The 25,113-nt window shown below is 63.3% G+C and carries 18 protein-coding genes and 5 pseudogenes; 7 read left to right on the forward strand and 16 right to left on the reverse strand.

The annotated features are described in order from the left end of the window. Positions 1 to 4 precede the first annotated feature (4 nt). The 4 genes from G6N25_RS21880 to G6N25_RS21895 form a co-directional block, all read right to left on the reverse strand. Complete coding sequence (locus G6N25_RS21880) at positions 5 to 508, reverse strand: isoprenylcysteine carboxyl methyltransferase family protein (RefSeq protein ID WP_083074070.1); 504 nt, start codon at positions 506 to 508, stop codon at positions 5 to 7. 11 nt (positions 509 to 519) lie between these two features. Then, complete coding sequence (locus tag G6N25_RS21885; protein ID WP_083074069.1) at positions 520 to 1,626, reverse strand: type III polyketide synthase; 1,107 nt, start codon at positions 1,624 to 1,626, stop codon at positions 520 to 522. Between the two features lie 91 nt (positions 1,627 to 1,717). Beyond that, the gene (locus G6N25_RS21890; RefSeq protein ID WP_083074127.1) at positions 1,718 to 2,179 is read right to left on the reverse strand and encodes a DUF1003 domain-containing protein; all 462 of its coding nucleotides are present in this window, start codon (positions 2,177 to 2,179) and stop codon (positions 1,718 to 1,720) included. 93 nt (positions 2,180 to 2,272) lie between these two features. Further along, positions 2,273 to 4,483, reverse strand: coding sequence for a molybdopterin-dependent oxidoreductase (locus G6N25_RS21895; RefSeq protein WP_083074068.1), 2,211 nt, complete (start codon positions 4,481 to 4,483; stop codon positions 2,273 to 2,275). A 135-nt stretch (positions 4,484 to 4,618) separates the two neighbouring features. Between G6N25_RS21895 and G6N25_RS21900 the strand changes: the two genes are divergently transcribed. Beyond that, complete coding sequence (locus tag G6N25_RS21900) at positions 4,619 to 5,503, forward strand: alpha/beta fold hydrolase (RefSeq protein ID WP_083074067.1); 885 nt, start codon at positions 4,619 to 4,621, stop codon at positions 5,501 to 5,503. A gap of 1 nt (position 5,504) precedes the next feature. Here G6N25_RS21900 and G6N25_RS21905 read toward each other — a convergent pair whose 3' ends face one another. Next, positions 5,505 to 6,356: a hypothetical protein gene (locus G6N25_RS21905; RefSeq protein WP_083074126.1), complete on the reverse strand. Its 852-nt coding sequence runs from the start codon at positions 6,354 to 6,356 to the stop codon at positions 5,505 to 5,507. A 304-nt stretch (positions 6,357 to 6,660) separates the two neighbouring features. On the opposite strand from G6N25_RS21905, the gene G6N25_RS21910 reads away from it, so the two are divergent. Both G6N25_RS21910 and G6N25_RS21915 read left to right on the forward strand, forming a co-directional pair. Then, on the forward strand, positions 6,661 to 6,960 hold the full coding sequence (locus tag G6N25_RS21910) for a hypothetical protein (protein ID WP_372506674.1): 300 nt from the start codon (positions 6,661 to 6,663) through the stop codon (positions 6,958 to 6,960). A gap of 130 nt (positions 6,961 to 7,090) precedes the next feature. Continuing rightward, positions 7,091 to 8,845: a serine/threonine protein kinase PknE gene (locus G6N25_RS21915; protein WP_083074125.1), complete on the forward strand. Its 1,755-nt coding sequence runs from the start codon at positions 7,091 to 7,093 to the stop codon at positions 8,843 to 8,845. Here the strand turns inward: G6N25_RS21915 and G6N25_RS21920 are convergent. From G6N25_RS21920 to G6N25_RS21930, 4 genes are all read right to left on the reverse strand, one after another. Further along, positions 8,819 to 9,919, reverse strand: a complete 1,101-nt coding sequence (locus tag G6N25_RS21920; RefSeq protein ID WP_083074065.1) for an IS630 family transposase — start codon at positions 9,917 to 9,919, stop codon at positions 8,819 to 8,821. The genes G6N25_RS21915 and G6N25_RS21920 overlap by 27 nt on opposite strands. 156 nt (positions 9,920 to 10,075) lie before the next feature. Continuing rightward, positions 10,076 to 12,253: a glutamine synthetase III family protein gene (locus G6N25_RS21925; protein WP_083074064.1), complete on the reverse strand. Its 2,178-nt coding sequence runs from the start codon at positions 12,251 to 12,253 to the stop codon at positions 10,076 to 10,078. Between the two features lie 104 nt (positions 12,254 to 12,357). Then, on the reverse strand, positions 12,358 to 12,612 hold the full coding sequence (locus G6N25_RS24025; RefSeq protein ID WP_232065881.1) for a hypothetical protein: 255 nt from the start codon (positions 12,610 to 12,612) through the stop codon (positions 12,358 to 12,360). After that, complete coding sequence (locus G6N25_RS21930; protein WP_232065882.1) at positions 12,581 to 13,789, reverse strand: adenylate/guanylate cyclase domain-containing protein; 1,209 nt, start codon at positions 13,787 to 13,789, stop codon at positions 12,581 to 12,583. The genes G6N25_RS24025 and G6N25_RS21930 overlap by 32 nt, the downstream gene beginning before the upstream one ends. Before the next feature lie 591 nt (positions 13,790 to 14,380). Between G6N25_RS21930 and G6N25_RS24030 the strand changes: the two are divergent. Then, positions 14,381 to 14,983: pseudogene (locus G6N25_RS24030) on the forward strand (sensor histidine kinase); the annotation flags it as partial. After that, a pseudogene (locus G6N25_RS21940) lies at positions 14,917 to 15,578 on the forward strand (cyclic nucleotide-binding domain-containing protein); the annotation flags it as partial. The pseudogenes G6N25_RS24030 and G6N25_RS21940, both read left to right, overlap by 67 nt. Before the next feature lie 32 nt (positions 15,579 to 15,610). Here G6N25_RS21940 and G6N25_RS21945 read toward each other — a convergent pair. Then, positions 15,611 to 17,329, reverse strand: a pseudogene (locus tag G6N25_RS21945) (patatin-like phospholipase family protein); the annotation flags it as partial. 175 nt (positions 17,330 to 17,504) lie between these two features. Between G6N25_RS21945 and G6N25_RS21950 the strand changes: the two are divergent. Beyond that, positions 17,505 to 19,766 carry a heavy metal translocating P-type ATPase gene (locus tag G6N25_RS21950; RefSeq protein WP_083074062.1) on the forward strand — a complete coding sequence of 754 codons (2,262 nt, stop codon included), beginning with the start codon at positions 17,505 to 17,507 and terminating at the stop codon, positions 19,764 to 19,766. On the opposite strand, the pseudogene G6N25_RS21955 reads toward G6N25_RS21950, so the two are convergent. The 4 genes and pseudogenes from G6N25_RS21955 to G6N25_RS21970 form a co-directional block, all read right to left on the reverse strand. Beyond that, a pseudogene (locus G6N25_RS21955) lies at positions 19,763 to 21,556 on the reverse strand (cytochrome c oxidase assembly protein); the annotation flags it as partial. The gene G6N25_RS21950 and the pseudogene G6N25_RS21955 overlap by 4 nt on opposite strands. Further along, complete coding sequence (locus G6N25_RS21960; RefSeq protein ID WP_083074060.1) at positions 21,557 to 22,267, reverse strand: zf-HC2 domain-containing protein; 711 nt, start codon at positions 22,265 to 22,267, stop codon at positions 21,557 to 21,559. It lies immediately after the preceding pseudogene. 170 nt (positions 22,268 to 22,437) lie between these two features. After that, positions 22,438 to 23,127: an RES domain-containing protein gene (locus G6N25_RS21965; protein ID WP_158084874.1), complete on the reverse strand. Its 690-nt coding sequence runs from the start codon at positions 23,125 to 23,127 to the stop codon at positions 22,438 to 22,440. 56 nt (positions 23,128 to 23,183) lie between these two features. Further along, complete coding sequence (locus G6N25_RS21970) at positions 23,184 to 23,573, reverse strand: hypothetical protein (protein ID WP_083074124.1); 390 nt, start codon at positions 23,571 to 23,573, stop codon at positions 23,184 to 23,186. Positions 23,574 to 23,721: 148 nt separating this feature from the next. Here G6N25_RS21970 and G6N25_RS21975 point away from each other — a divergent pair. Then, positions 23,722 to 24,472 (forward strand): annotated as a pseudogene (locus tag G6N25_RS21975) (glycoside hydrolase). Between the two features lie 63 nt (positions 24,473 to 24,535). On the opposite strand, the gene G6N25_RS21980 reads toward G6N25_RS21975, so the two are convergent. Together G6N25_RS21980 and G6N25_RS21985 are read right to left on the reverse strand one after the other, a co-directional pair. Beyond that, positions 24,536 to 24,790, reverse strand: a complete 255-nt coding sequence (locus G6N25_RS21980; protein ID WP_083074058.1) for a Txe/YoeB family addiction module toxin — start codon at positions 24,788 to 24,790, stop codon at positions 24,536 to 24,538. Next, positions 24,787 to 25,038, reverse strand: a complete 252-nt coding sequence (locus G6N25_RS21985; RefSeq protein ID WP_083074122.1) for a type II toxin-antitoxin system Phd/YefM family antitoxin — start codon at positions 25,036 to 25,038, stop codon at positions 24,787 to 24,789. The genes G6N25_RS21980 and G6N25_RS21985 overlap by 4 nt, the downstream gene beginning before the upstream one ends. Positions 25,039 to 25,113: the final 75 nt, after the last annotated feature.

The raw sequence follows: 25,113 nt of genomic DNA on the forward strand, positions 1-25,113 counted from the left end.
GCGCTTATGCGTAGCCCAATGCTGCGTTCTCCGCGCGGATTCGCACGGTGAGCACCGCGGCGTTGGCGACGCTGAACACGATCGCCGTCAGCCACGCCGAATGAACCAGCGGAAGCGCGGCGACCTCAGCCGCGACCGCGGTGTAATTGGGATGGCGCACCCATCGATACAGTCCGTCTCGCACCAATGGCGCGTCCGGGATGACGATGAGCCGTGGGTTCCAGCGCTTGCCGAGCACGGCGACACAACGCCAGCGGACAGCGGTGCTCAGCGCCACCACCGCGACCATGGGCCAGCCCAGCCAAGGCACGAACGGCCGGTCCAGTGCCCAGACTTCAACGATGCACGAAACCAGCAGCAGCGCATGCATGCTGACCATCGCGGGGTAGTGATCGCGACCGAACTCTTTGCCCCCGTGCGCAATTGACCATTTCGCATTGCGCTGGGCCACCGCGAGTTCGATCAGGCGCTCAGCGCCGACGGCGATGATGAACAGGTAGTAGTACATGGTTTATCCCTTCACCACTGCAATAGCAGCAGCTCGAAGCTGAAGCCCGGACCCATCGCCAGCATCACTCCGAAGGTTCCATCGGCCGGTGGCTCGGCAGCGGTACGGCGCAGCACGTCAAGCACCGATGCGGAGGAGATGTTGCCGTTGTCTCGCATGGAATTTCGGCTGTGCACCAGCGCTTCCGGTGGCAGCCCTAGCGCGGTTTCGATCGAATCGAGCACCTTCGGGCCACCTGGGTGACAAACCCATGTGCAGATGTCCGCACTGGACAAACCGTGGTCGGCCAGGAAGCTGTCCACCTCTTCGCGCAAGTAGTCGTCGGCCATTTTCGGAACGTCACGCGACATCACCAGCTGGAACCCACTGGAGCCGACGTTCCAACCCATGACGTCGACGGTCTCCGGAATCACCCGGCTGCGGGTCGCGAGGATACGCGGGCCTCGATATGTGTTGGGGCTCGGCGGGATTCGGTCGGCGCCGACGGCGACCACGGCCGCCGCGCCATCTCCGAACAAAGACACGCCGATGAGAGCGGGGATTGACATGTCATCGCGCTGCAGCGTGAGTGAGCACAGCTCAACGGACAGCAGCACAGCCACCTGTCCCGGATAGCCACGCAAGTAGTCGTGGACGCGTGCCATCCCGGCGGCCCCTGCCACGCAACCCAGCCCGAAGAGCGGGACCCGCTTGATGTCTGGCCGAAGTCCCACTCGCGACATCAGCCGCGCGTCGATGGTCGGCACCGCTACTCCGGTGCTCGAGACCGTCACAATGACGTCGACCTCAGCGGGTTCAATGTCCGCCGCCGCCAGCGCTGACAGTATCGCCTGTTCACCAAGGTCAACGGCGACCTTGAGGTAGGAGTCGTTGGCTTCGGTGAAGCCAGTCAATTTCGGGTAACGCGACAGCGGGAGCGCCAGGCTGCGATGGTCGACCCCGGTCGTCTGAGCGAAGCGCATGAACCCCGGCTCGGCGAATTCCGTGAGCTCCCGGGCCACTTCATCCTGGTTGTACCGGTGCGGTGTGAATGCCACCGCGGTACCGGCGATATGCGGGGCACCGTGGCCATGCCGCGAAACTTGGTCTACAGATGTGAAATACGTTGTTGCCGTCATACTCATGCCGACGACTGTTGCCCCGGTGAAGGTTCATCGGATCAACGGCAACGTGAGCTTAAACACATTGCCGCAAAGATTGAACCGAGCGCTAGCCGGACCCCTCGATAAAACGCCGGTGCAATTCCTCTGTGAGCAGCTGGATTTGACGGGTCAAATCGGTGTTGGTTTTGAGCTCCAGTTCCTGTGCCTCGAAGTCGTGGTCGGCTTTGGCCTGCTGAAAGGCCGCTTGGCGGTTCTGGCCGATCATGACGAACGTCGACAGGAAGATCGCTTCCAGTGACACCACCAAAGCCAGTATCGGCCACGGGTATTCTTCCAACAGCGCTATCCACACGGCGAAAACGACCATGTGAATCCAGACGAAGGTCATCGAGCCGGCGAACGCGGTGATGCGATCCGCCAGCCGCAGGTGAATTCTCTGGTTCCGTTTCCTGGCCTCCGCCAGCACGGTTGGATGGTGGATTTCCCTATCGCGCAGCAACCGATGCGGAATGAGTTGGGTGATGCGCCGATCGGCGTCAGAGCGCGGGTTCGAGCGCAGGGGCGTCATGTTCAGTCCTTCCGGGGCCATGATCCATAGTGATTCAGCGAATCAGTCTCTTGTACAACAGCATTCGTACACAGAATAAATCAAGCCCGGCCGTCAGCTGACGATCACCGGAATGCCGTTGAGCACACCGTTGCCCGACGGCTCGTCGATGAACGCCGGCGGCGAGAGCACGTTGGTATTGGCGCCGGGCGAGTCGTTGGCCACCGACATGCGGGTGCCGGGCTTGCCGTGTCCCCAACCGTGCGGCATCGACACCACGCCGGGTTTGATCGCGTCGGTGATCTCCACCGGCACCCTGATCTCGCCGGCCGCGGATTTCACCGTGACGACGTCGTCGTCGGCGACACCATAGCTGGCGGCATCGTCGGGATGGATCAGCAGGGTGCACCGGTCCTTGCCCTTCATCAGGGCGGGCACATTGTGCAGCCACGTGTTGTTCGATCGCAGATGTCTGCGGCTCACCAGGACCAGTGGCTCGGCGGGTCGTTCCATGCGCGCGGCCAGCCGTGGCAAGTCATCGAGTAAATACTGCGGGGCGAGCCGGATTTTCTTGTCGGCGGTACCGAGGATGTCAGGCAGCTGCGGCACCATCGGGCCGAAGTCGATTCCATTCCGGTTCGCTTTGAGCATGTCCAACGTGAGCCCGCCAGGGTTCTGGCCGTACTGATCCCCAAAAGGGCCGGTGCGCAACGTGAGGTCCAGCATTCGCTCCGGGCCGCCGTGCTGGTAAAGCTTGCGGATCTGTCCGCCGTCGAGCCCCCGGGTGAAGGCCAGGTAATCGAAAAACCCGTCGTCGATCGCCGCGACGTCGACCTCCTCCGCCGGCGTGCCGGTGCACAGGCCGGTCAACCGGATCAGGATCTCCCACTCGTGCGGGCGATCGCCCGGATCAAACACTGGCGCAGAGTAATTCGCGATACTGTGGATCGCGAACTGCAGCACCAAATCATCGTGGTGAGGTTGTTCGAGCGGAGACAGGCCGGGCAGGATCACATCGGCATGACGGGTTGTCTCGTTGAGCCAAAGATCAACGGAGATCATCGCGTCCAGCATGGGCAGCACTTCGTCGAGCTTGTCACCGCCGGGTGTGGACAACACCGGGTTGCCCGCGATCGTGATCAGTGCCTTGAGCTGACCGTCGCCGGGTGTCGCTATCTCTTCGGCCATACACGACACCGGCGCCTGGCCGAGAACCTCTTTCGCGCCCCGCACCCTAGTGCGCCAGCGGCCGAATGTGGGTGCGCCGTCTTCCAGACCCGGCAACGGCTGCGTGGTGATTGACCAGGCCGCCGGCCGGGGAAACATCGCGCCGCCGGGGGTGTCGAAATGTCCGGTCAGAATGTTGATCACGTCGACCAGCCAGCTGGCCAAGCTGCCGAACTCCTGATTGCACAAGCCGATTCGGCCGTACACCACCGATTTCTGGGTGCCGGCAAGCTCGCGGGCCAACCCTCGAATGCGATCTTCGTCGATACCGGTGACCGCGCTCACCCGACTCGGCGGCCAGTCCGCGACGACCCGACGCATCGTGTCGACACCGGCGACGTGTGGACCGGGATTGATCAGGTCCTCGTCGAAGAGCGTGTGCGCCACGGCCAGCAGCAGCGCCGCGTCGGTACCCGGCACGATCGGAAGCCACTCGTCGGCGCGGGCTGCGGTGAGGGTGCGCACCGGGTCGATCACAATCACCTTGCCGCGCTTGCTAATCGCGTCGATCAAGCCCATGACGTCAGGTGCGGCCAGCAGCGAACCCTGCGAGGCCGCGGGATTGGCGCCCATGATCACCAGCAGGTCGGTGCGTTCGATGTCAGGCACCGGGAAAGACCACCAGCCGCCGTACATCAGGTGCGACGACAGGTTTTTGGGCCACTGATCGACCGTCCCCGGCGAATAGGTGATCGGCATCCCTGACATGCCCAGCAGCACACCCGAATAGCGGGCCAGCGAAAACGAATGCGCTAACGGGTTGCCGGTGTAGGCAGTCACCGCTTCGATCCCGTACTTGCGGATCACCGGCGTCAGCAACTCGGTGCACCGACGAAACGCCGCGTCCCAGCCGACCTCCTGCCAGCGCCCGTCGACCTTGATCAGCGGGCGGCGAATGCGGTCGGGATCCTCGTGCAGCGCCGCCAACGACACGCCCTTCGGGCAGAGGTGCCCGCGGCTCCAGACATCGTCGCGGTTACCGCGGATGCTGGTGACCTTCCCGTTTGTGGGACCGCCTTCGACCCGGATCTCCAAGCCGCACATGGCTTCACACAGTGGACAGGTTCGCAGGTGCCTGCCGTCGGCGCCGGTCGTCACCTGCTCACTGTATTCCGCTACCGCCAGTAGCGGAAGTGTTTGGTGAGCAGACGCAAAATCGCATCATTTGAGGTCAAATGATGCGATTTTGCGTCTGCTCACGCTCAATTATCCCGGCATGGCAGGGTGACATCCGTGGCCAACACTTCCCAACCCATCGACGTCCAGCCCGATCTGCGTGAAATCGACACTCCGAAAGGGGCTTTGCGCTATTACGACTGCGGCCCCGACTCCAGCCCGGTATTGCTGTTCCTGCACGGCTCCGGCCCCGGGGTCACCGGCTGGCGTAACTTCCGCGGGATACTGCCGGCGTTCGCCGAGCACTACCGCTGCCTGATCCTGGAATTCCCCGGCTTCGGCGTCAGCCCCGACTTCGGCGGGCACCCGATGGTCACCGCGCAGCGCGCCGTGGTGCCCTTCCTGGACGCGGTGGGCGTGGACAAAGTCCATATCATCGGCAACTCGATGGGCGGCGGGGTCGGTATCAACTTCGCCATCCAGAACCCCAACCGGATCGGCCGGCTGGTGACGATCGGTGGTATCGGCACCAACATCTTCAGCCCCAGCCCCAGTGAGGGCATTCGGCTACTGCAGGAGTTCACCGAGGACCCCACTCGGCAACGGCTCGTCGACTGGCTCAAATCGATGGTCTACGACCAGTCCCTGGTCACCGACCAACTGATCGAGGAACGCTGGCAGCTGGCCACCGATCCGGAGACCCTGGCCGCGGCACGCCGCATGTACGGTAAAGCGGCGTTTGCCGCGATGACGGCGGCGATGCAGGCCTCCGACCACCCGATGCCGTGGGCAGTTATGCATAAGCTGGCGGCGCCGACCCTGTTGACGTGGGGTCGAGACGACAGGGTGAGCCCGCCGGATATGGCGCTCATCCCGATGCGCACCATCCCCAACGCGGAACTGCACATATTTGCCAACTCCGGGCACTGGGCGATGATCGAGGCCAAGGAGGCCTTTCAAAGCACCGTGCTGGCGTTCCTGTCCCGCCTGTCCCGCGAATAGCTCACTTGATCTGCCATCCCCGCCTGCGCACCCACAGTACGGCGGCGACGCTTCCGGCCAGCCAAACCCCTACGGCGATCGCAAGATGCACAAAGCTTTTGGTGTCGCGCCCGAATATCGGCCAGATCAGCGCGGGCAGCTCAGTCCACAGCACATTGTGCTCCACACTGTTCATCGGGTCGGCAATGTAGTACAGCGCGTAAGGCAGCGTGAGGGCCAGGATCCAATCGCCGGTGCGGCGACGATCGTGACGTTGCCGCCACCGCCGAGTCAGCGGCTCAACGCCCACCGGGTGCAGCGCCGAGATGAAGTTTCCCACGCCCAGCCAGGACACGATGGGCACCGCGACGGTAGGGATTATCACGGCCAGACGCCCAGGCTTTTCCAACCACAGCGTCAGCGCCACCGCCGCCGTCAAAGTGGGCAGCCCGACGATGACGAGCAGGGCCAGATTTTTGATCAAGAGGATCCGCCAGAAAGACACTCCGTCGGACAAGCCCTTGAGGACGCGGTGGTGATCGGCGCCGAGCAGATTAGTGGTGGTGACGTCGGCGAGGACCCACGAGGAGAAATACGTGCCGATCAGGACCACCCAGTCCTGGTGGCGACCCAGGGTCAGCGGCTGGACCACCAACCATGCCAGGGCGAAGATGAGGTTGGCCACCACACCCATCAGCCAGGTGCGCGGCGGGGTGAATGCCCAGCGGATTTCGGCAGCAACGGCCGGCCACAGATTTTTTTGGTAGTCCTTGGCGGCGCGCCGGGCCACGGCGGGACGAGGGGCCGATGCACGTACTACGGCACGCACGGCGGCGTGCACCCGTGGGGGCATCGGCGCCTGAAACTGCAACATGTGTTTCCCACCGGAGCGGTTGTGCATGCGACCATACCTGGATACCCAGGCCGCCACGCGCCGAGTGCAGCACTCTATCGATCAATTGCTTGAAAGAGCACTCGACATGCAGCGAATAAAACTGCTTTCTATGATGGTGAAACTGCTTCCTATGACGAGAGTGTCCACTTGGGGCTGTCATCGAATCGCCTGAGCGACATCACCTTCAGTCCATCGGCGGCCACTTTCTTCGCGGGGCATAGAGAGGAGGGCCATCGGCCAGGTGAGCAATTCAAGCGACGAGAACGACTACCGCAATGTGGCGGTGAACCGCCTGCGACCCAGCGAACTTCGTTGGGCGCTTAACCACGACGCCGTGCATGGGATCGCGTACGCATTCAAGAACCCCGTCGCCGTCGCCGAATCCACTGACGATCCGGAAGACGACAGGAAGACGTACCTGGTACGGGTCAAGCGCGACGACTTGGCCAAGGCGCTGGAAAAGATCAACGGCTGGATCCTGGAAAATCCCGGCCCGGCGGGGATGCACGCTTACGGCTTCGTCAGGGCGCTCTCCAGGGAGGGGCTCAACGAACGCAAAGCCGAGGACGAGGAACACCTCTAATCCCAGCTATGCCCTCTCCCCCGGGCTATCGAATTAGCTGGCTTTCGCTACTTACCCTGCCCAGAGGTTGCCGAAGCCATTAGCCTTATGCCTGGCATGCCACCGCGTACTGGTGTCCGAGGAGTCGGCGATGGATCACGCGACCGAAGATTCGCGGGAAGGTTCGCAGTTCGGGCCGTATCGGCTGCGGCGGCTGGTGGGTCGCGGCGGTATGGGCGACGTCTATGAGGCCGAGGACACGGTGCGCGAACGCATCGTGGCGTTGAAGCTCATGTCGCAGACGCTCTCCAGCGATCCGGTCTTCCGCGCGCGTATGCAGCGCGAGGCCCGCACCGCGGGACGGCTGCAAGAACCGCACGTCGTGCCCATCCACGATTTCGGCGAGATCGACGGGCAACTCTATGTGGACATGCGCCTGATCGACGGTGCGGACCTGGCCACGACGCTGGGCCGTTATGGGCCGCTACCCCCGCCGAGGGCGGTGGCGATTGTGCGCCAAATCGGCTCGGCGCTCGACGCCGCGCATGCTGCCGGGGTGCTGCATCGCGACGTCAAGCCGGAGAACATCCTGGTCAGTGCGGATGACTTCGCCTATCTCGTCGACTTCGGGATTGCCAGCGCCGCCTCTGACGAAAAGCTGACGCAGTTCGGCACCACGGTAGGCACCTTCAAATACATGGCCCCGGAACGGTTTACCGACACCGACGTCACCTATCGAGCCGACATCTACGCATTGACCTGTGTGTTGTATGAATGCTTGACCGGATCCCCACCGTACCGAGGTGACCGGGTCAGCGTGATGAGCGCACACCTGAATCAGGCGGTCCCGCGGCCCAGCACCGTGCGGCCAGGCATTCCGGTTGCCTTCGACCAGGTGATCGCTTGCGGCATGGCTAAGGATCCCGCCGACCGCTACGCCACCTGCGGTGACCTGTCGGCGGCTGCCTATACAGCGCTGACCACGCCCGACCAGGATCGCGCCACCGACATTCTGCAGCGCAGCCAGATGACGACGCCGCCGGCCGCATTTGCCGGCTTGCCGCCCAGCCGTTTTGCCCCTGCGCTGACGGGCGGGCCGGTGCCGCCAACCTGGGGAGGCACTCCCGCCTGGGGCGCCGGTGATATGAGTGGCGTCGGGCCACCGCCGTGGGGTCCACCACCCCGGGGCAGACGTAAGCCCTGGCTGTGGGTGAGCGTTGTCGTTACCGCCATAGTGGCCGTCTTAGGTGGCCTGGTCATTGTTCTTGCTCACCCGTGGCGGTCGCCATCCTCGTCGGCACCGACATCGTCACCGCCGCCCGCAGATGCGGTCGAGCTCCAGGTCCTCGAGGACGGTGTGTCTGTCGGCAGCTCGGAGGCACCGACAACGATCGACATTTTCAACGAACCCATCTGCCCGCCATGCGGCAGCTTCATCAGGTCGAACGCCGGCGATATCGATACCGCGGTGAACAACAAGAAACTCGCGGTGCGTTATCACCTGCTGGATTTCCTCGACGATAAGTCGCATAGCAAAAATTACTCGACCCGTGCGGTGGGGGCTACGTATTGCATTGCGGCACAAAAAGATCCGAAGCTCTACGCCAGCTTCTACTCCGGCCTGTTCGCCAGCGACTTTCAGCCTCAAGAGGACGGCCCGGAAGACCGCACCGATGGTGAACTAGCCGAACTGGCGAAAAACGTCGGCGCCGACGCCAACGTCATCTCCTGCGTCAAGTCGGGAAATGACGTGGGCACCGCCAAAATAAAGGCGACCAACGGCTACGCGGCGCTGTCGGGGCTCCATGCCAATGGCACGCCGTTCGTGTGGGACGGCACCGCGGTGGTGGACTATCAGGATCCGACCTGGCTGACCAACCTAGTGGTGTGTCTCGGTTTTAGCTGAGGTTTCGAGTGCGACGCGGCCGCGTGTGACTTTGGTCAGGATGGACTCGGCGGTGGCGGTCCAGACGAATGGTGTGGGATCGGCGTTGGTGGCGTCGAGGTAGGCCTCGATTTTCGCGATGAGGTCGGGGACGGAGTGGAACACTCCGCGCCGCAGGGCCTTGTCGGTGAGTTCGCGGAACCAACGCTCGATGAGGTTCAGCCATGACGACGAGGTCGGGGTGAAATGCAAGTGGAATCGGGGGTGCTTGTCGAGCCAGGCTGTGACGTCGGGGTGTTTGTGGGTGGCGTAGTTATCCAGGATCATATGTATGTCAAGGCCTTTGGGAACTTCCCGGTCGATGGTGTGCAGAAACCTCAGGAACTCTTGGTGGCGGTGTTTGGGCAGGCATGATCCGATCACCTTGCCGGTGAGTACGTCGAGGGCAGCGAACAGGGTGGTGGTGCCATGGCGTTTGTAGTCGTGGGTCATCGTCTGCGCACGGCCGGGGACCATCGGCAGCGATGGCTGGGTGCGGTCGAGCGCCTGCACCGACGATTTCTCGTCCATACACAGCACGATCGCGCGGTCCGGCGGGTCCAAATACAAGCCGACCACATCGATCAGCTTCTCTTCGAACTTCGGGTCGTTGGACAGCTTGAAGGTCGTCACCAGATGCGGCCTAAGACCACGCGCAGCCCACACCCGCTGCACGGTGTCCTTGGAGACCCCCGCTTTCTTCGCCATCGACCGGCAACTCCAGTGTGTCTCGCCTTCGGGCGTGGAATTGCGTGTGAGATCAACGATTTCGTCGATCTTCGCCTGCGGAATAGCTGGCTTTCGGCCGCGACCCGACCGCACCTTGCCGAGCTTGGCGACACCGTCCTCGACAAACCGCTCACGCCAGGACTGCACAGTTGCCGCGCTCACCCCGACTTGCTGCCCGATCCGGGTATTAGCCACACCTTCGGCGGCCAACAGCAGCGCTTTGGCCCGCTGCACCTGCCGATGCGGCGCCGTACGCGACCGCGCCAGCACCTCCAGCACCTCGCGTTGACCGTCGGAGGCATTCAAAGCAGGAGTGGCAGCGCGCATCACCCACACTAACCCGAGAATCGCTAGTTATTTAGGAGACACGCCACTAGTTGGGTGAGCGAGATCCACGCGAGCGTGCTGACCACTCGCACTTCTTTGCGCTGCCGTCGATTTCGATAAACCTCGTCCCTCAGAGATTTCGATAAACCTCGTCCCTCAGAGGATGTAGAGCATCTCCTGGTAGGTGGGTAGCGGCCATAGGTCGTCGGCCACAATGCCTTCCAGCGTGTCAGTGACGGCACGCACCTCATCCATCGCCTTGAGCAGCACCTGCTGAGCGTGCTTGGCCCCGTCCAGCCCGAATTCCGCCGAGTGATCCGTCAGCGCCGTCTTCAGCGTGGTCAGCGCCGCGTCGAGATCGGTGAGTGGAGTCGAAATCGCTTCCAGTGCAGTCATGCTCGGCTCTATGCCGGCGGCCTTCAATGCCGCGACGTTCTGTGCGAGCTCGGTCTGGTAGCGAACAGCGGCCGGCAGGATAACCGTCGTCCCGATCTCCAGGGTCAGCTTCGCCTCGACCGCGATGGTCAGCGCGTACTGCTCGAGGCGGACCTCATAGCGGCTGTGCAGCTCGCGTTCGTTGAACACCCCATATTTTTCGAACACCTCGATTGCCGCCGGCTTGATCAGCTCCGGAATGGCGTCCAGCGTGGTCTTGAGGTTCGGCAAGCCTCGCTCGGCTGCCTCAATCTGCCAGTTCTCCGAGTAGCCGTCCCCGTTGAACACCACCGCACCGTGTTCGGTGATGACATCGGTGAGCAGCTTCTGCACGGCCATGTCGAAGTCCTCGCCGCCTTCGACCGCCTTCTCCAGGATTGTCGCCAGGTAGTCGAATGAGTCCGCCATGATCGTGTTGAGGACGATCATCGGCACGGCAACGGTCTGCCCGGAGCCGGGGGCGCGGAACTCAAACCGGTTGCCGGTGAACGCGAACGGGCTAGTACGGTTACGGTCGCCGGGATCGGTCGGCAGGTGGGGCAATGTGTCGACACCGATGATCATGGTGCCCTTGCCTTTTGACGACATGGCCGTGCCCTTGGCGATCTGCTCGAACACATCGGCGAGTTGTTCCCCAAGGAAGATCGAGATGATCGCGGGCGGCGCCTCATTGGCGCCCAAGCGGTGGTCGTTGGTGGCCGACGCGACCGAAACACGAAGCAGCCCAGCGAATTTATGCACAGCGCGAATCACCGCGGCGCAAAAGACCAGGAATTGGGCGTTCTCGTGCGGCGTGTCGCCGGGAACCAGCAGCGAGCCCAGTTCGGCGTTGCCCACCGAGAAGTTGACGTGCTTCCCCGATCCGTTGACGCCGGCGAACGGCTTCTCGTGGAACAGGCATTCCATGCCGTGCTTTTTAGCCAGCGTCTTGAAGACCGTCATCAGCAGCTGCTGGTGGTCGGAGGCGATGTTGGCCCGCTCGAACATCGGCGCCACTTCGAATTGGCCGGGGGCGACCTCGTTGTGCCGTGTTTTGGCGGGGATTCCGAGTTTGAACAGCTCCCGTTCGACGTCCATCATGAAGCCGAGGACCCGCTCGGGAATCGCACCGAAGTAGTGGTCGTCGAACTCCTGGCCTTTGGGCGGCTTGGCGCCGAAAACTGTGCGACCGGCGTTGATCAGGTCCGGTCGGGCCAGGAAGAAGTGCCGATCGACCAGGAAGTACTCCTGCTCCGGGCCACAGAACGACACGACCTTATTGAGGTCCTTGTGACCGAACAGCTTCAGGATGCGCTCGGCGTGGATACCCATCGCCTGCTGGCTGCGCAGCAGCGGTGTCTTGTAGTCCAGTGCCTCACCGGTCATCGAGACGAAAACCGTTGGTATACAAAGTGTATTGCCGTTCGGGTTCTCCAGAACGTAGGCCGGGCTGGTGACGTCCCAGCCGGTGTAGCCGCGCGCCTCGAAGGTGCTGCGCAGCCCGCCCGAGGGGAAGCTGGAGGCATCAGGCTCACCCTGGATGAGGGTCTTGCCGGCGAACTCGGCAAGCGTCTGCCCATCGGAGACGGGTTCTAAGAAGCTGTCGTGCTTCTCCGCGGTCAGGCCGGTCATCGGGTAGAACACGTGGGCGTAGTGGGTGGCACCCTTCTCCAGCGCCCAGTCCTTCATGGCCGCCGCGACCGAGTCGGCGATGGCAGGATCGAGCTTGGCGCCTTTCTCGATCGTCGCCACCACGGACTTGTACACCGATTTGGGCAGCCGTGCCTGCATCTCGGCCTTGGTGAAGACGTTGGAGCCGAAGATCTCGCCTGGGGTTTCACCGGGGATAAAACTGATGGCCGGGGGCACATATGCCTCGACGTTGTTGATCGCCTGTAGGCGAACTGCGTTTCCGCTCAATGGAGTTCCTATCGCTGGGGCGCCCTCATCTTAGGAACCTTCGATGGCAAACTCGTTACGCCGGTGTCAACGGTAGGGCCACAACGGTTGCGATCCTGCGACGCCTATCCCGCCATCGCGACCAGCGCACGCCGGACGTCGTCGGTAACCTGCGTGTAAACGGCGAGCAGGTCGCAAACACCTTCTTGAACATCGCATTCGACGACCTTCGCGAACACCTCTCTGCCCGCAACGTCGAGCACGAGGTCGTCGAAAGGAGAGACCACCAGTTCGGTGCGGACTCGGACAGCTCTTTCGCCGCTCGCGATCACTTCCGCCGGGTGCTGGTTACCAACGACTTTGTCCTTGATGACCGCCATACCTATTGGCCTGGGCACCGCAAGAGGAGTCAAGGCTCGATCGGCGCTGGGCAGCGCGATGTTGTACTCGCCGGCTAGCCCTTTGACATCGTGGACGATAATCGACTCGGTAACGCCTTTCACACGCATCTGAAACGAGCCCAATGTGTGTGCGATATTGCGGATCTCGCGATACGCGCAGTCGGACACCAACACCTGTCCTCCGACAGGTATGCGACTCGATCCGAGCGACCAGGTTGATGGTGTTGCCGATCGCGGTGTACTTCTGCCGCCGCCGCGAACCGATGGAGCCGACCACGGCCTCCCCTGAATGCACGCCGATCCCAATCGCGAGTTCGGGGAGCCCGCGTTCTCGATGAAGCGCATTGAGTTCTTGCATGCCGAGCTGCAACTCGAGGGCGGCGGCAACCGCATGCTCTGTCGCATCGCCGTCGCTGATCGGTGCGCCGAAAAAGACGAGTAGGCCATCGCCGAGGATTTCGTTGATCGTTCCGTTCCGGCGGAACATGACATCGCTCGCGTGCTCGAGATAACCGTTCAGCACCTGAACAACCTGTTCGGGTGGGAGAGTCTCGGACAATCGGGTGAAACCGCGGATGTCCGCCATCAGCACCGTGAGCGTGCATCGTTCACTGTCCAGGCGCCCTTCGGGATACGCCAAAAGACGCGCCTTCACCTCCTCACACACGTAGCGGCCGAAGATGTCCTCGACGCGGCGGTTCTGTTCCACCAGCTCGCGGGCACGCCGCCGGGCTTCCTCACCAGCTTGCAGCTCCCGCACAATCGCGGCGGCCTTGGCGATAGTGGCTCGAAGATCTTCCACGTTGAGCGGTTTCACCTGAAAGTCGAAGGCACCGCGCATCATCGCGGCTCGTATATTTGCCAGGTCGTTGTACGCAGTGAGCACGATGGTCTTCAGCGGACGCCGCAGCTTGGAAACCTCGGTCAGCACTTCGAGGCCGTTCATCTGAGGCATATTCAGATCAGTGATGAAAACATCGAGATCAGGGTCCTCATCGAGCATTCGCAAAGCCTGAATCGGATCCGTGGTGAAGTTCAAGACGTACTCACCACGCTGGAGTTCCTTGCGAAAACGGCCCCTCAAGAGTGCTTGAACATCCTCCTCGTCATCGACAACCAGGAGCCTTACTGGGTTGTCCACCACCGCGTCATGCATTGTGCGCCTGCATTACGCCCCCTGGGCCGGCTGGAGTTCCCGGGTATCTTAACTGACTCGCAGACCGATCGTCATATTGAATGCCAAACTGCCACAGGACATCTCGGTGATGAACGGCGGGTTACGACTCATCCGGCCCGACCAGACGCATTACACTGCGCTTGAATAACGCTCACCCGGTGAGGCACGGTGGATCTGGAAAGCATAGCCCTGAAGGTCCAACGACCTTGGCCGACGAAGAAGGTCTTCTGGAATCTCGCTGCGGCGATGATCGGGTTTGGGCTGGCCATCGGTATCTGGGACCCCTTCATTGCCGTAGCGGACGGAGTGCCCGCCGCCCACGCAATGCGATTCTTCCCTTTCGCCGTTGCCACGGGCGCGGGGCTCCTGGTCGGCCTGGTGAACTATCTCTTGGTCAGTCGGGTGGTGCGCCACCGGCTGTATGTGCTCTCCGCCCGGCTTACGGCTGCACGACGCGAGATCGCCACCAGCGTGGGCAGCGATTCCTGGGAGCCGCTGGCAGACCGTTATGCCCTGCCCGTTGACAGCGACGATGAGTTCGGCCGGACGGCGGCATCCTTCAATTACCTGATGAGCTCCCTGGATTCGAGCCAGAGCGCCGAACGCGCACTTCGCCTTAGCCTCGTCGAACAGGCCAAGCTTGTCGCGCTCGGGACACTCACCGCCGGCGTCGCGCACGAGACGAAGAACCCGTTGAACTTCGTCGTGAACTTCGCCGAGCTGAATCTGGAGCTGTGCGCCGAGCTGCGGGAGGTCGTTGCCGAAGACGGCCACGACCTGGTCTCGGATCTCGAGTCGAACCTCAACAGAATCCTCCACCATGCCGAACGGGCGCTCGCTGTGATGGCAACGATGCTCCAGGTCGGTCGATCGCACACCGGCGACGCACAGCCGTGCCATCTCAACCCGATCGTCGAGCAGAGCGTGGGACTCGCCGAGCATTCGTGGCGGGCCAGCCGACAAGACGCGCGCTGCGCAATTCGCATCGAGCTCGATGACGACGACCCGGTCATACGTGGCTTCGAGGGCGACCTCGTGCAGGTGATGATCAACTTGGTGATGAACGGACTCGAGGCCGCCGCGTCAGCCACCGATCGGGATGCCGAGGTGCGAATCACCGTGCAGCACGACGACGAATGGGCATCGATCGTTGTAGTGGACAACGGTCCGGGCATCGCCCCGGAGACACTGCCTGAGCGGTGGGCAGCAGCAGCGTGTCGCAGTCGCTCGCGCGATAGCGCTGGATCCGCCACTCATTCTGGCCGACGAACCGACTGCACATCTCGACTTCATCCAGGTGGAAGAGGTGCTGCGGCTGATCCGTTCGCTCGCACAGGGCGAACGCGTGGTGGTGGTCGCGACCCACGACAGCCGGATGATTCCCCTGGCCGATCGCGTCGTCGAGTTACGACCCATCCTGGCGACGGCGAATCAGCTCCCCGAAACGGTGCACCTGAAAGCCGGCGAGGTGCTGTTCAAGCAGTGCACAATGGGCGATCTGATCTACGTGGTGAGCGAGGGTGAGCTCCAGATTGTCCGCGAATTGGCTGATGGCGGTGAGGAATTGGTCAAGGTTATCGGGCCCGGGGACTACGTCGGCGAAATGGGTGTGCTGTTCCACATGCCGCGCTCGGCGACCGTGCGCGCCCACACCGACGCGACAGTCGTCGGCTACACGGCGCAGGCGTTGCGTGAGCGGCTCGGCTTAACGCGGTTGACCGAAGTGATCGACCATCCCAAACTGCTGCACGCGCTTGCCAACGACTAATCCGATTAATCCGGGGCCCTGACAGCCGCAACTCACCCAACGAGGTGCGGCTGTGCTTCCAGAACTGCACGGGTCGCGACCCGTCCGGCATCCACGGCGGCATCAAACTTTTTGAAGTCCAGCGGACTGATCGCCGAGACCTCCGGTGCAACGACTGTCGCAACTCGAGGGAGCTCGTGCAGGTTCCCCGTGGAGGCCGCAAGGTCAAAGGCGCGAAGCAAGGTCTCCTGCACCGGCGGTAGGGCGATGTCGGTGCCGGTTAACAGCCGCCGAACTATCCCGGGAGGCTGAATGATCGATGGCAGCACACCAAAGCCCTTGGACGGCACATACTTTCGACGCAGATCGACGCAGATGACTTCGCCATCCGGGTCGGCGCACATCACGTCGGCCGGGAGGTTGTTCATCAGCCCGCCGTCGACCAGCATCTGCTCGCCATGTAGCAGTGGCGGTACGAGACCGGGGATCGAAATCGATCCCCGCACGGCGAGTGCCAATAGCCCACGTCGGTGCACGATCTGATCGCCCGTGATCATGTCCGCGGAGACGCAGTAGAACTCTTTTGGCAAATGCTCGATCAAGATGTCGCCGACGAATCTCTCCAGGAGCTGTTCGATGCGGCCACCGCGCAGCAGCGCTACCGCAGGGATCGTGTAGTCACCGAGTGGGTCGCTCTCGGCAATTTCGCGCGCTCCGACAATCGCCTCCTGGGCGTCCATCCCCAGCGCGAAGCCTGCGGCGGCGACAGCACCCACACTCGTTCCGCCGAACCGATCGATGACAATGCCTGCCTTGGTAAGTTCTTCGTAGACACCGAAATGCGCGAATCCGCGAGCTCCGCCACCCGCCATCACAAGAGCGAGGGATCGGCCGGCGATTCTGCGGGCAAGAGCGCCGACGCCGTCATCGTTAGCAGGGTGATGAGAGACCGGCTGCAGCAGATCCCACCAACCTGGATCCGGTTCTACCGCCGTGATGAGGTGGACTGGCGCTTGGTTATCAAGCCGTTCGAGCGATTCCGGTGGATGGGGTTGATCCACCAGGACGACGAGTCGATCGCTTTGCGCGACAACATATCGTTGCCAGAGCTCGCCCGAGCCTCGGTCGGCCACCACCAAAACCCAATCGTTGCTTCGCTCTGCCCGGTCAAGGCTTTCGCTGAACGTTGTGATGAACTCTTCGTAATTCTGGACGGCAGCCGTTGTGTCGACGGGCGGAGCGACCATAGCGGTCTTACCGTGCGGACCCAGACGAGTCGCGATCGCTTCGACAATCGGGACCGCGGCGGTATCTCCAGCCGAAATTATCCCGATGACCCGGGGACGCCGAGAGACGATCGTCGATCGTGAATCGCGGAGCATAGCGGCCATCGCCTGCAACATCTCCGATTGCAGCTGCGGAGTCGCCGTGAGGACTTCGGCGAACGTGTCAGCGGCGATCCTCCAGACAACGCTGTCCCGAAGAGCTCGTACTCCGGCCGAGCGAGTAGTACCGGCGATCACGCCCAGCTCGCCGATTGAGTCACCGAAGGCCATTTCACGGATCTCGTGTCCATCGGCACCGACAGCCGCAAGCCGCCCCGAGTCGACGATATAAATGGCGTCCGATGGGTCTCCCATGTGAAAGAGCCACTCGCCGGCGGCGATGTGACGGCGATCCACGGCGCAGGTGAGTTTATCGAGTTGCTCGTCGTCGATGCCGGCGAGCATCGGAACACTCCGGAGCGCAGTCCGCTCGGCGGCGCCGCGGCGTGACCGACCATTGGGTGAGTTTCAGACCATTGGGTGAGTTCCATATGTGATAGCGCCGGTGATAGCGCACATGGAAACCGCCTTATGCCAGGCTCCTGGTATTCACGTGGCCCATGTGATTATGGGATATCCCCGGACTTCGGCCGCTTGAGCACGCAGGAGGTGTACGGCCACGATGTCAACGACGACCGCGACAACTGACCAGCACCCCGTGCGTGTGCAGCGGGTACAACTCGATGTCACCGGGATGTCCTGCGCCGCGTGTGCCAACCGGGTCGAATCGGCGCTCAATAAGCTGCCAGGCGTTCGGGCGTCGGTCAATTTCGCCACCCGGGTGGCCACGATCGACGCCGGCGAAGACACCCAGGCCGCCGCGCTGTGCGAGGTGGTTCGCCAGGCGGGCTTTCAGGCCGAACCGCGCCAGGCCGCCGGTGCGCGCGATAGCGATCCGGACGCCGATCACGCGCGCTATCTGCTGATCCGGTTGGCGGTCGCCGCCGTGCTCTTCGTGCCCTTGGCCGACCTGTCGGTGATGTTCGCCGTCGTGCCCAGCACCCGCTTCACCGGCTGGCAGTGGGTGCTGACCGCGCTGGCCATCCCGGTCGTGGCCTGGGCGGCATGGCCGTTCCACCGAGTCGCGATACGCAACGCGCGCCACCGTGGTGCCTCGATGGAGACGCTGATCTCGGTTGGCATCACCGCCGCCACGGCGTGGTCGCTCTACACCGTCTTCGGCGTGCACCAGTCCACCGACCCCAAAGGCATCTGGCAGGCGCTGCTGGGCAGCGACGCCATCTACTTCGAGGTCGCCGCGGGTGTCACGGTGTTCGTGCTGGCGGGACGGTATTTCGAGGCCCGCGCCAAATCGAAGGCCGGCGGCGCGTTGCGGGCTTTGGCGGCGCTGAGCGCCAAGGACGTCGCCGTCCTGCAGCCCGACGGGTCGGAGATGGTCATCCCGGCCGACGAGCTCAAAGAGCAGCACCGCTTCGTGGTGCGCCCGGGGCAGACGATCGCCGCCGACGGCCTCGTCGTCGAGGGGTCGGCCGCTGTCGATATGAGTGCGATGACCGGCGAGGCTAAGCCGGTCCGGGTGGCGCCCGGCGGGAGCGTCATTGGCGGCACGGCGGTGCTCGACGGCAGGCTGATCGTGGAGGCCGCCGCCGTCGGCGCCGACACCCAGTTCGCCGGCATGGTCCGCCTGGTCGAGCAGGCACAGGCGCAGAAGGCCGACGCGCAGCGGCTGGCTGACCGCATCTCCTCGGTGTTTGTTCCCTGCGTGTTCGCCATCGCGGCGCTGACCGCCGCCGGATGGCTGATCGCCGGGGGCGCACCAGACCGCGCGTTCTCGGCCGCACTCGCCGTGCTCGTCATCGCCTGCCCGTGCGCGCTCGGACTGGCCACCCCGACCGCGATGATGGTGGCCTCGGGTCGCGGCGCCCAACTCGGTATTTTCCTCAAGGGCTATCACTCGTTGGAGGCCACCCGCGCCGTGGACACTGTCGTGTTCGACAAGACCGGCACCCTGACGACGGGTCGGTTGCAGGTCAGCGCGGTAACGGCCGCGCCGGGCTGGAACGCCGACGAGGTGCTCGAATTGGCCGCGACGGTGGAAGCGGCGTCAGAGCATGCGGTCGCGCTCGCGATCGTCGCCGCGGCGACAGCTCAGCGGGAAGCCCAGCCGGAACCGGTCGCCGAGTTCCGTGCGATACCCGGCAGCGGGGTCGTCGGCACCGTGGCCGGGCGGGTGGTACGGGTCGGCAAACCCTCATGGATCGCTTCCTCGCGTGGTTCGGCGACGTTGGCCGCGGCCCGGCGCACCGCCGAATCTCGCGGTGAGACAGTGGTTTCCGTTGAGGTCGACGGTGAATCGTGCGGAGTTATCGCGGTGGCCGACGCGGTGCAGGACTCGGCGGCCGACGCCGTGGCGGCACTGCACAATCGCGGCCTTCGCACCGTGTTGTTGACCGGCGACAACCCGGCGTCGGCGGGCGCCGTGGGTGCCCGCGTGGGTATCGACGAGGTGATCGCCGACATCATGCCCGAAGGCAAGGTCGACGTCATCGAGCAGCTGCGCGACCGCGGGCACGTGGTGGCCATGGTCGGTGACGGCATCAACGACGGGCCCGCATTGGCCTGCGCGGATCTGGGTATGGCCATCGGGCGCGGCACCGACGTCGCGATCGGCGCCGCCGACATCATCCTGGTCCGCGACAACCTCGACGTCGTGCCGCTGGCGCTTGACCTGGCCGCCGCCACGATGCGCACCATCAAGGTCAACATGGCGTGGGCATTCGGCTACAACATCGCCGCCATTCCCATCGCCGCCGCCGGACTGCTCAACCCCCTGGTAGCCGGGGCGGCGATGGCGTTCTCGTCGTTCTTTGTCGTCTCAAACAGCTTGCGGTTACGCAACTTTGGTGCCCAGCGGGCGTCCTAACCTCGCCGGTTGCGGGACAGCTCGCGCAGCATGGCGTTGTAGGCGTCGAGTTCGTCGTCGGCATAACCGGATTCGGCATGCCGATCCGATCGAGACGCGGCGCGACGATCCGCCCGCGCCCACTGCGCGACGAGCACAACGACCACCAGGACCACCGGCAGTTCGCTGGACCCCCAGGCGATCGCTCCGCCGAGATGCTGGTCGCCGTTGAGGCTGGACAGCCACGGCAGGTCGACGTTGCGGTAGAACTGGCCGCCGATCACCGACGTCATCGTCATGGTGGCGATGCCGAAGAACGCATGGAACGGCATCACGGCGAACAGCAGCCCGAGCCGACCCAGGAACGGCAGTTTCCGTGGCCCCGGGTCGATCCCGATGATGCCCCAGAAGAACAGGTAGCCGACCAGCAGGAAGTGCACGCTCATCAGCTCGTGGCCCCAGTGATAGCGAACCAGGACGTCGAAAAGCGGGGTGAAGTACACGATGTAGACCGAGGCCACGAAAAGGACGAAGGCCGTAACCGGATGCGCAAGGAACGCAGTCACTTTCGAGTGCACGATCCACAGCAGCCATTCCCGCGGGCCCGGGGGTTGACCGTCACCGGCCGGCTTGAGGACACGCAACGCCAGGGTCAGCGGCCCGCCCAGTACCAGCAACACCGGGATGAACATATTCAGGGTCATGTGTTCGGCCATGTGAACGCTGAACATCGCTGAGCCGTAAGCCTTTACCCCGGAACTACTGGTGAACACCAGCATCAGGCAGCCCGCCACCCAGGCGACGAGGCGCCCGACCGGCCAGCTGTCACCCCGCCGGCGCAGGCGGACGAATCCGAGCGCGTATCCCACCGCCAAAGCCAGGGCGCCGACACCGATGAACGTGTCGAACCGCCACACGGTCAGGATCGTCAGCACACTCGGCGGAACCGGCAGCGCGTAGCCGAGGAAGACGTCCCACGCGGTGAACCGGTGCGTCAGCAGCCGCGGCGCGGTCTGCGTCGCCATCGACGAAATCAACGCCACCACCGCGATCATCGCCACCGCGTTGCGGATTCCGGACATGCGCCGCGGGCGGCGTCGCGAGGACGCCAGCGACGCGACACCGGTCAGCCACCCGAGCAGCAGCACCGCGGCCGCGGCGATGCCCGCACGCCCGTACCCGGTGGTGACCAGATTCCCCGGCCCCGTCAGCATCAACAGCAACACGGCGCCATAGCCGAGAGTGATTGCTCCACAGACTATTTCGAGGATCAGCACCCGGCGGGCCAGCGTTGCGGCGGGCGGACTGATCGCGGCGGCCACCGTGACTCCCGTCAGCGCCGCAAGCGCCAGGGCGAACACGATGGCCGTACTCGTCGCGTAGTCGTGGTTGGGTCCTTGGCCCGCGTTGCCGCTGACCGGCACGGCGACGACCCCGATCAGCGTCGGCACCAGCAGCACGAAGTGGGGCACCCAGCGTAGGGACAGCCGAACGCAGACCGCCACCACGACGGCGGCCAGGGCGACGACGATCCAGGCCCGCGACATCTCGGAAGCGGAGACGGCATCGCCCAGCGCTGCGCTGCCGAGCAACCGGGGCACCGGCACGTCCGCGTCGCTGGCCGCCTGAACCACCACCATGGCGATGGCGGACAGCGCCCACACCACCGCCGCCCGCTCGACCAGTAGGTGTGTCCGGAATGCGTGTTCGTCGATCACGCCGCGCGCGTCAGGGCACGCAACGACGACGATGTAGAGCAGGCCACCGAAGCAGATGCTGCCGGCCAGAGTTGCGATGAAGTAGCCCACCGGCTACGCCGCCGACCCGTCGGTGGGCCACAGGTGCCCTCGCCGACGTCCACGGGATGCGTTCTCGGGCAACACAATATCGGGTTCTTCTGCGGTTTCCTGTGGTCCCGACCGGGGTGCGGAATTGCTTCGCCACACCATGATGGCAAGGACAGCGCCGATCACCACCGGCAGGTGCGTCAGCATTCGCGCGGCCGTGACGGCGCCGGACAGCGCATCCACGACGACATAGACCGTCAGAACCCCGACGAACGCCGTCAGGACACCTGCGAGACCGGCGGCGGCGCCCGGCCACACCGCCGCGACCACCATGACCATGCCGAGCGCGATCGACCACGACGTGGACTCGTTGAGCAGATGGCTCCCTGGGCTCATTCCGTGACTGTGTGTCAGCCCGACGCTTAGGCCGACCCCCTGCGTGATCGCCAGGGCCAGCTGAGCGATGCCGATGCCGAGCAGCGCCCATTGCTGCCAGGTCATCCGCGAACGTCGCCGCGGCGGCACCCGTTCGATCCCGAGGGGGGCAAGAGGCGCGGTGCCCGGGCGGGACTGCACGAGCCGACGCAGGTCATGGGTTCGATTCGCCACTTGGTCGAACCACGCACTGCAGGCGGCGCACTCGCCGAGGTGCTCATCGACTCGCGCCGAAGGCACTGGCTCTCGCTCACCGTCGAGCCGGGCCGACAGCGCTTCGCGGGCCACTTCGCAATCCACTCCCCTATAGTCGCGCAACGCCGGTGGATGGTTCCAGGTCGGTGGCAATGCCAGGGTGCAACAGTCATCAGCAGAGGCCATCACGTATCGGCGATGTGGCTATCGGCGATGATTCCGCGGTGGCCTCTGGTCGGTTTACATCCGGCGAGCGCTAACCTGGTCTTTCCGAGTTAGTCGTCGCTCCATGTGATGCCATGGATCTCCATTGCCTGTACCAAGTCGGGGTCATCGGGGGTGACGCTTTGATCGGCCGTGCGATTTGTGATCTGTAAGGGAGACTTGTGCTCTCTATCTCTCTCATAGAGAGACCACAGAGTGAAGTTATCGCCGTGCCGAGACAGGTACTCGATTCCGCTCACTAATTCGCCTTCCGGTTCGCTACAGGTATAGATCCAAGCTGATATCGCCTGAGTCAGTTCACGACTGGCATAGCGAATTGCACCAGCATCGAGGTCCTGGCAGCCATGCTTCTTAGCAAGTTGGAGGAACCGCTTCCTCAGCGTCGGAAGTGTCTTATGGTGGCCCGGCAGAACAAAGCGTCCCGACAACGTTGCTGAGCAACGCCGCCGTGGCTCGCACCACGTGCGTGGAAGTTCTCCCGCTTTAGCTGTCGGAAAATGATTCTCATCTTCAGTGGCGATATCGGCCAACTGTTGGGCCAAGGTGGGGTCGGGCCGGAGGGGTGCGAGCACTTCGAGGTAGCAAGCTAATGCGCAGTCTCCAACGTAGAGCACCCGCCAATTGCCTTCTGGGTCGTCCCACCTGCCATCAAAACGACCGCCCTGCGCGTGCTCCCAAGGGGTCCAATTCCATGGTTCGGGAACGTAACCGATGCGATGCACCTCTTGATCAACGACCACCGAGCGTTCAATGGGGCCTAACTCTGTCTCGATACATGACATAGTTGGGCCAACCCCTACCCGACGGCGGCAAACTGACGCGCCGCACCGATCACTCGGGCACCGTCAGTTTCGAAATCGCCCTCGCGCAAGAGTCGAGCCGGAGACCGGTCGTCGAGGAATGGGTTGAGGCCCTGAAACCATGATTGGGCCACTTTTTTGCTATCCCTCTCGCTAATTATCCGAGCAGCGCGATAAGCCACACGAAGACGCTCAACATCGTTCGGATTGGCGATCTTGCGAGTGCCTTCGGCCCACTGCCTCACAGCGCGAGTTTCTTTGACATTTCCGAGGTAGGCCACCAGTGTCGGCCCAAGGAGGTTTCTTAAAGCATCTACCAACTCAGGCGTGTCCATCACCATCGCCTCGTTATAAGCGTCCAGGTCAGATCGAGCCGTTGTCGGCATATCCACATCCACTTTCCCCACCTTCCTCACGTACCACAGACTAGTAACACTATAGATCACAGACTTGATCACTGGTAGTAGCACACTACACTCCACAGACGACGCCGCGTGAGGGTTAACGACTGGCGACAGGAATTGGTGCGCCCGGATAGGGCTCCGTTGCAGTCGGCAACCAAGAGATCACGAAGATCGCCACACGCGTCGCGAGCGACATTAAAGTGCTGTTCGTGGGAAAAACCGCATTAGCCAACGGCCTGGGCCGCTGGTCGGCGCTGGTGGCCTCCCTCGTCGTCTCCGCCGCCATGATTTACGCCCAAGTCACAGAGCCTCCGCCCCGCGTTGAGACGACTCCGGCAGCGGTTCCAACCGTTCCGGCGCCTGCGCCGGCCAGTGCGACGCACACCGCCAGTCCCGCGGAGGCGGAATCGCTGGCGGCAAACGCGCCCGTCGCTGCCCGGGAATTCCAGTTCGCGTTGCCTGCCGGCGTCGCGTCGGAGGAGAGGTTGCAGGTCAAGACCATTTGGGCGGCGCGCGCCATCAACGTGCTGTTTCCACAAATCACCACCATCTTCGGGTACCGACAGGATCCCTTGCCGTGGCATCCCAACGGGTTGGCGATCGATGTGATGATCCCGAACCATGACACCCCAGCGGGCATCGAGCTTGGCAACCAAATCGCCGGCTATGCCTTAGCGAATGCGAAACGATGGGGCGTGAACCACGTGATCTGGCGGCAGAAAATTTATCCGGGCGTCGGCGCGCCGAGCTGGACGGCAAACTACGGCAACGAAACCCTCAACCATTACGACCACGTTCATATCGCCACCAACGGTGGCGGATACCCAACCGGGCACGAAACCTACTACATCGGATCCATGAACCCGATGCCGCCCGAGTGATCAATCGATTTGCCTTACAACGTGTTTCGAAGCGGCTTCGGCTTCGGCTTCGACTTGCGCTAGTCAGTAGTGATACCTCGCCTGGAGGATCTGCAAATCCTCACCCACGACCCGGTACACCAAGCGGTGCTCCTCGGTGATACGGCGCGACCACGCCCCCGAGAGCCCATACTTCAGTGGCTCAGGCTTGCCAATGCCTTCGTTAGGCGAACGGCAAGCCTCGCTGATGAGCTTGTTGATCCGTTTGAGAATCGCCCGATCAGTGGTCTGCCAGTGCGTGTAGTCCTCCCACGCCTGAGGCGCAGAGACGATGTTCACTCCGCCCGGTCTAGATCGGTCCGCCTACCCCGACCTTCGTCAAGGGCGGCGGCGGCATCGAGAAGCCGACGCGCGTTTTCCGGCGAACGGAACAGATAAGCGGTTTCCTGCCACGCCTCCCAGTCGTCGGCGGCGACAAGGAATGCCCGGCCGGCCTTGGAGGTGATCTCTACCGGAGTCCGGTCAGCGTTGACTTTTTCGATCAACGGAAACAGGTTCTTTCGCGCCTCACTGGCTGTGATTGCCATCGTCACCCCTTCTAAAGTGGTACAAGAAATGGTACCACTAATGCGGCTGGTCTGTCGCGGCGGGTTCATCCAAAT

Source organism: Mycobacterium heidelbergense (assembly GCF_010730745.1).
GTDB lineage: Bacteria > Actinomycetota > Actinomycetes > Mycobacteriales > Mycobacteriaceae > Mycobacterium > Mycobacterium heidelbergense.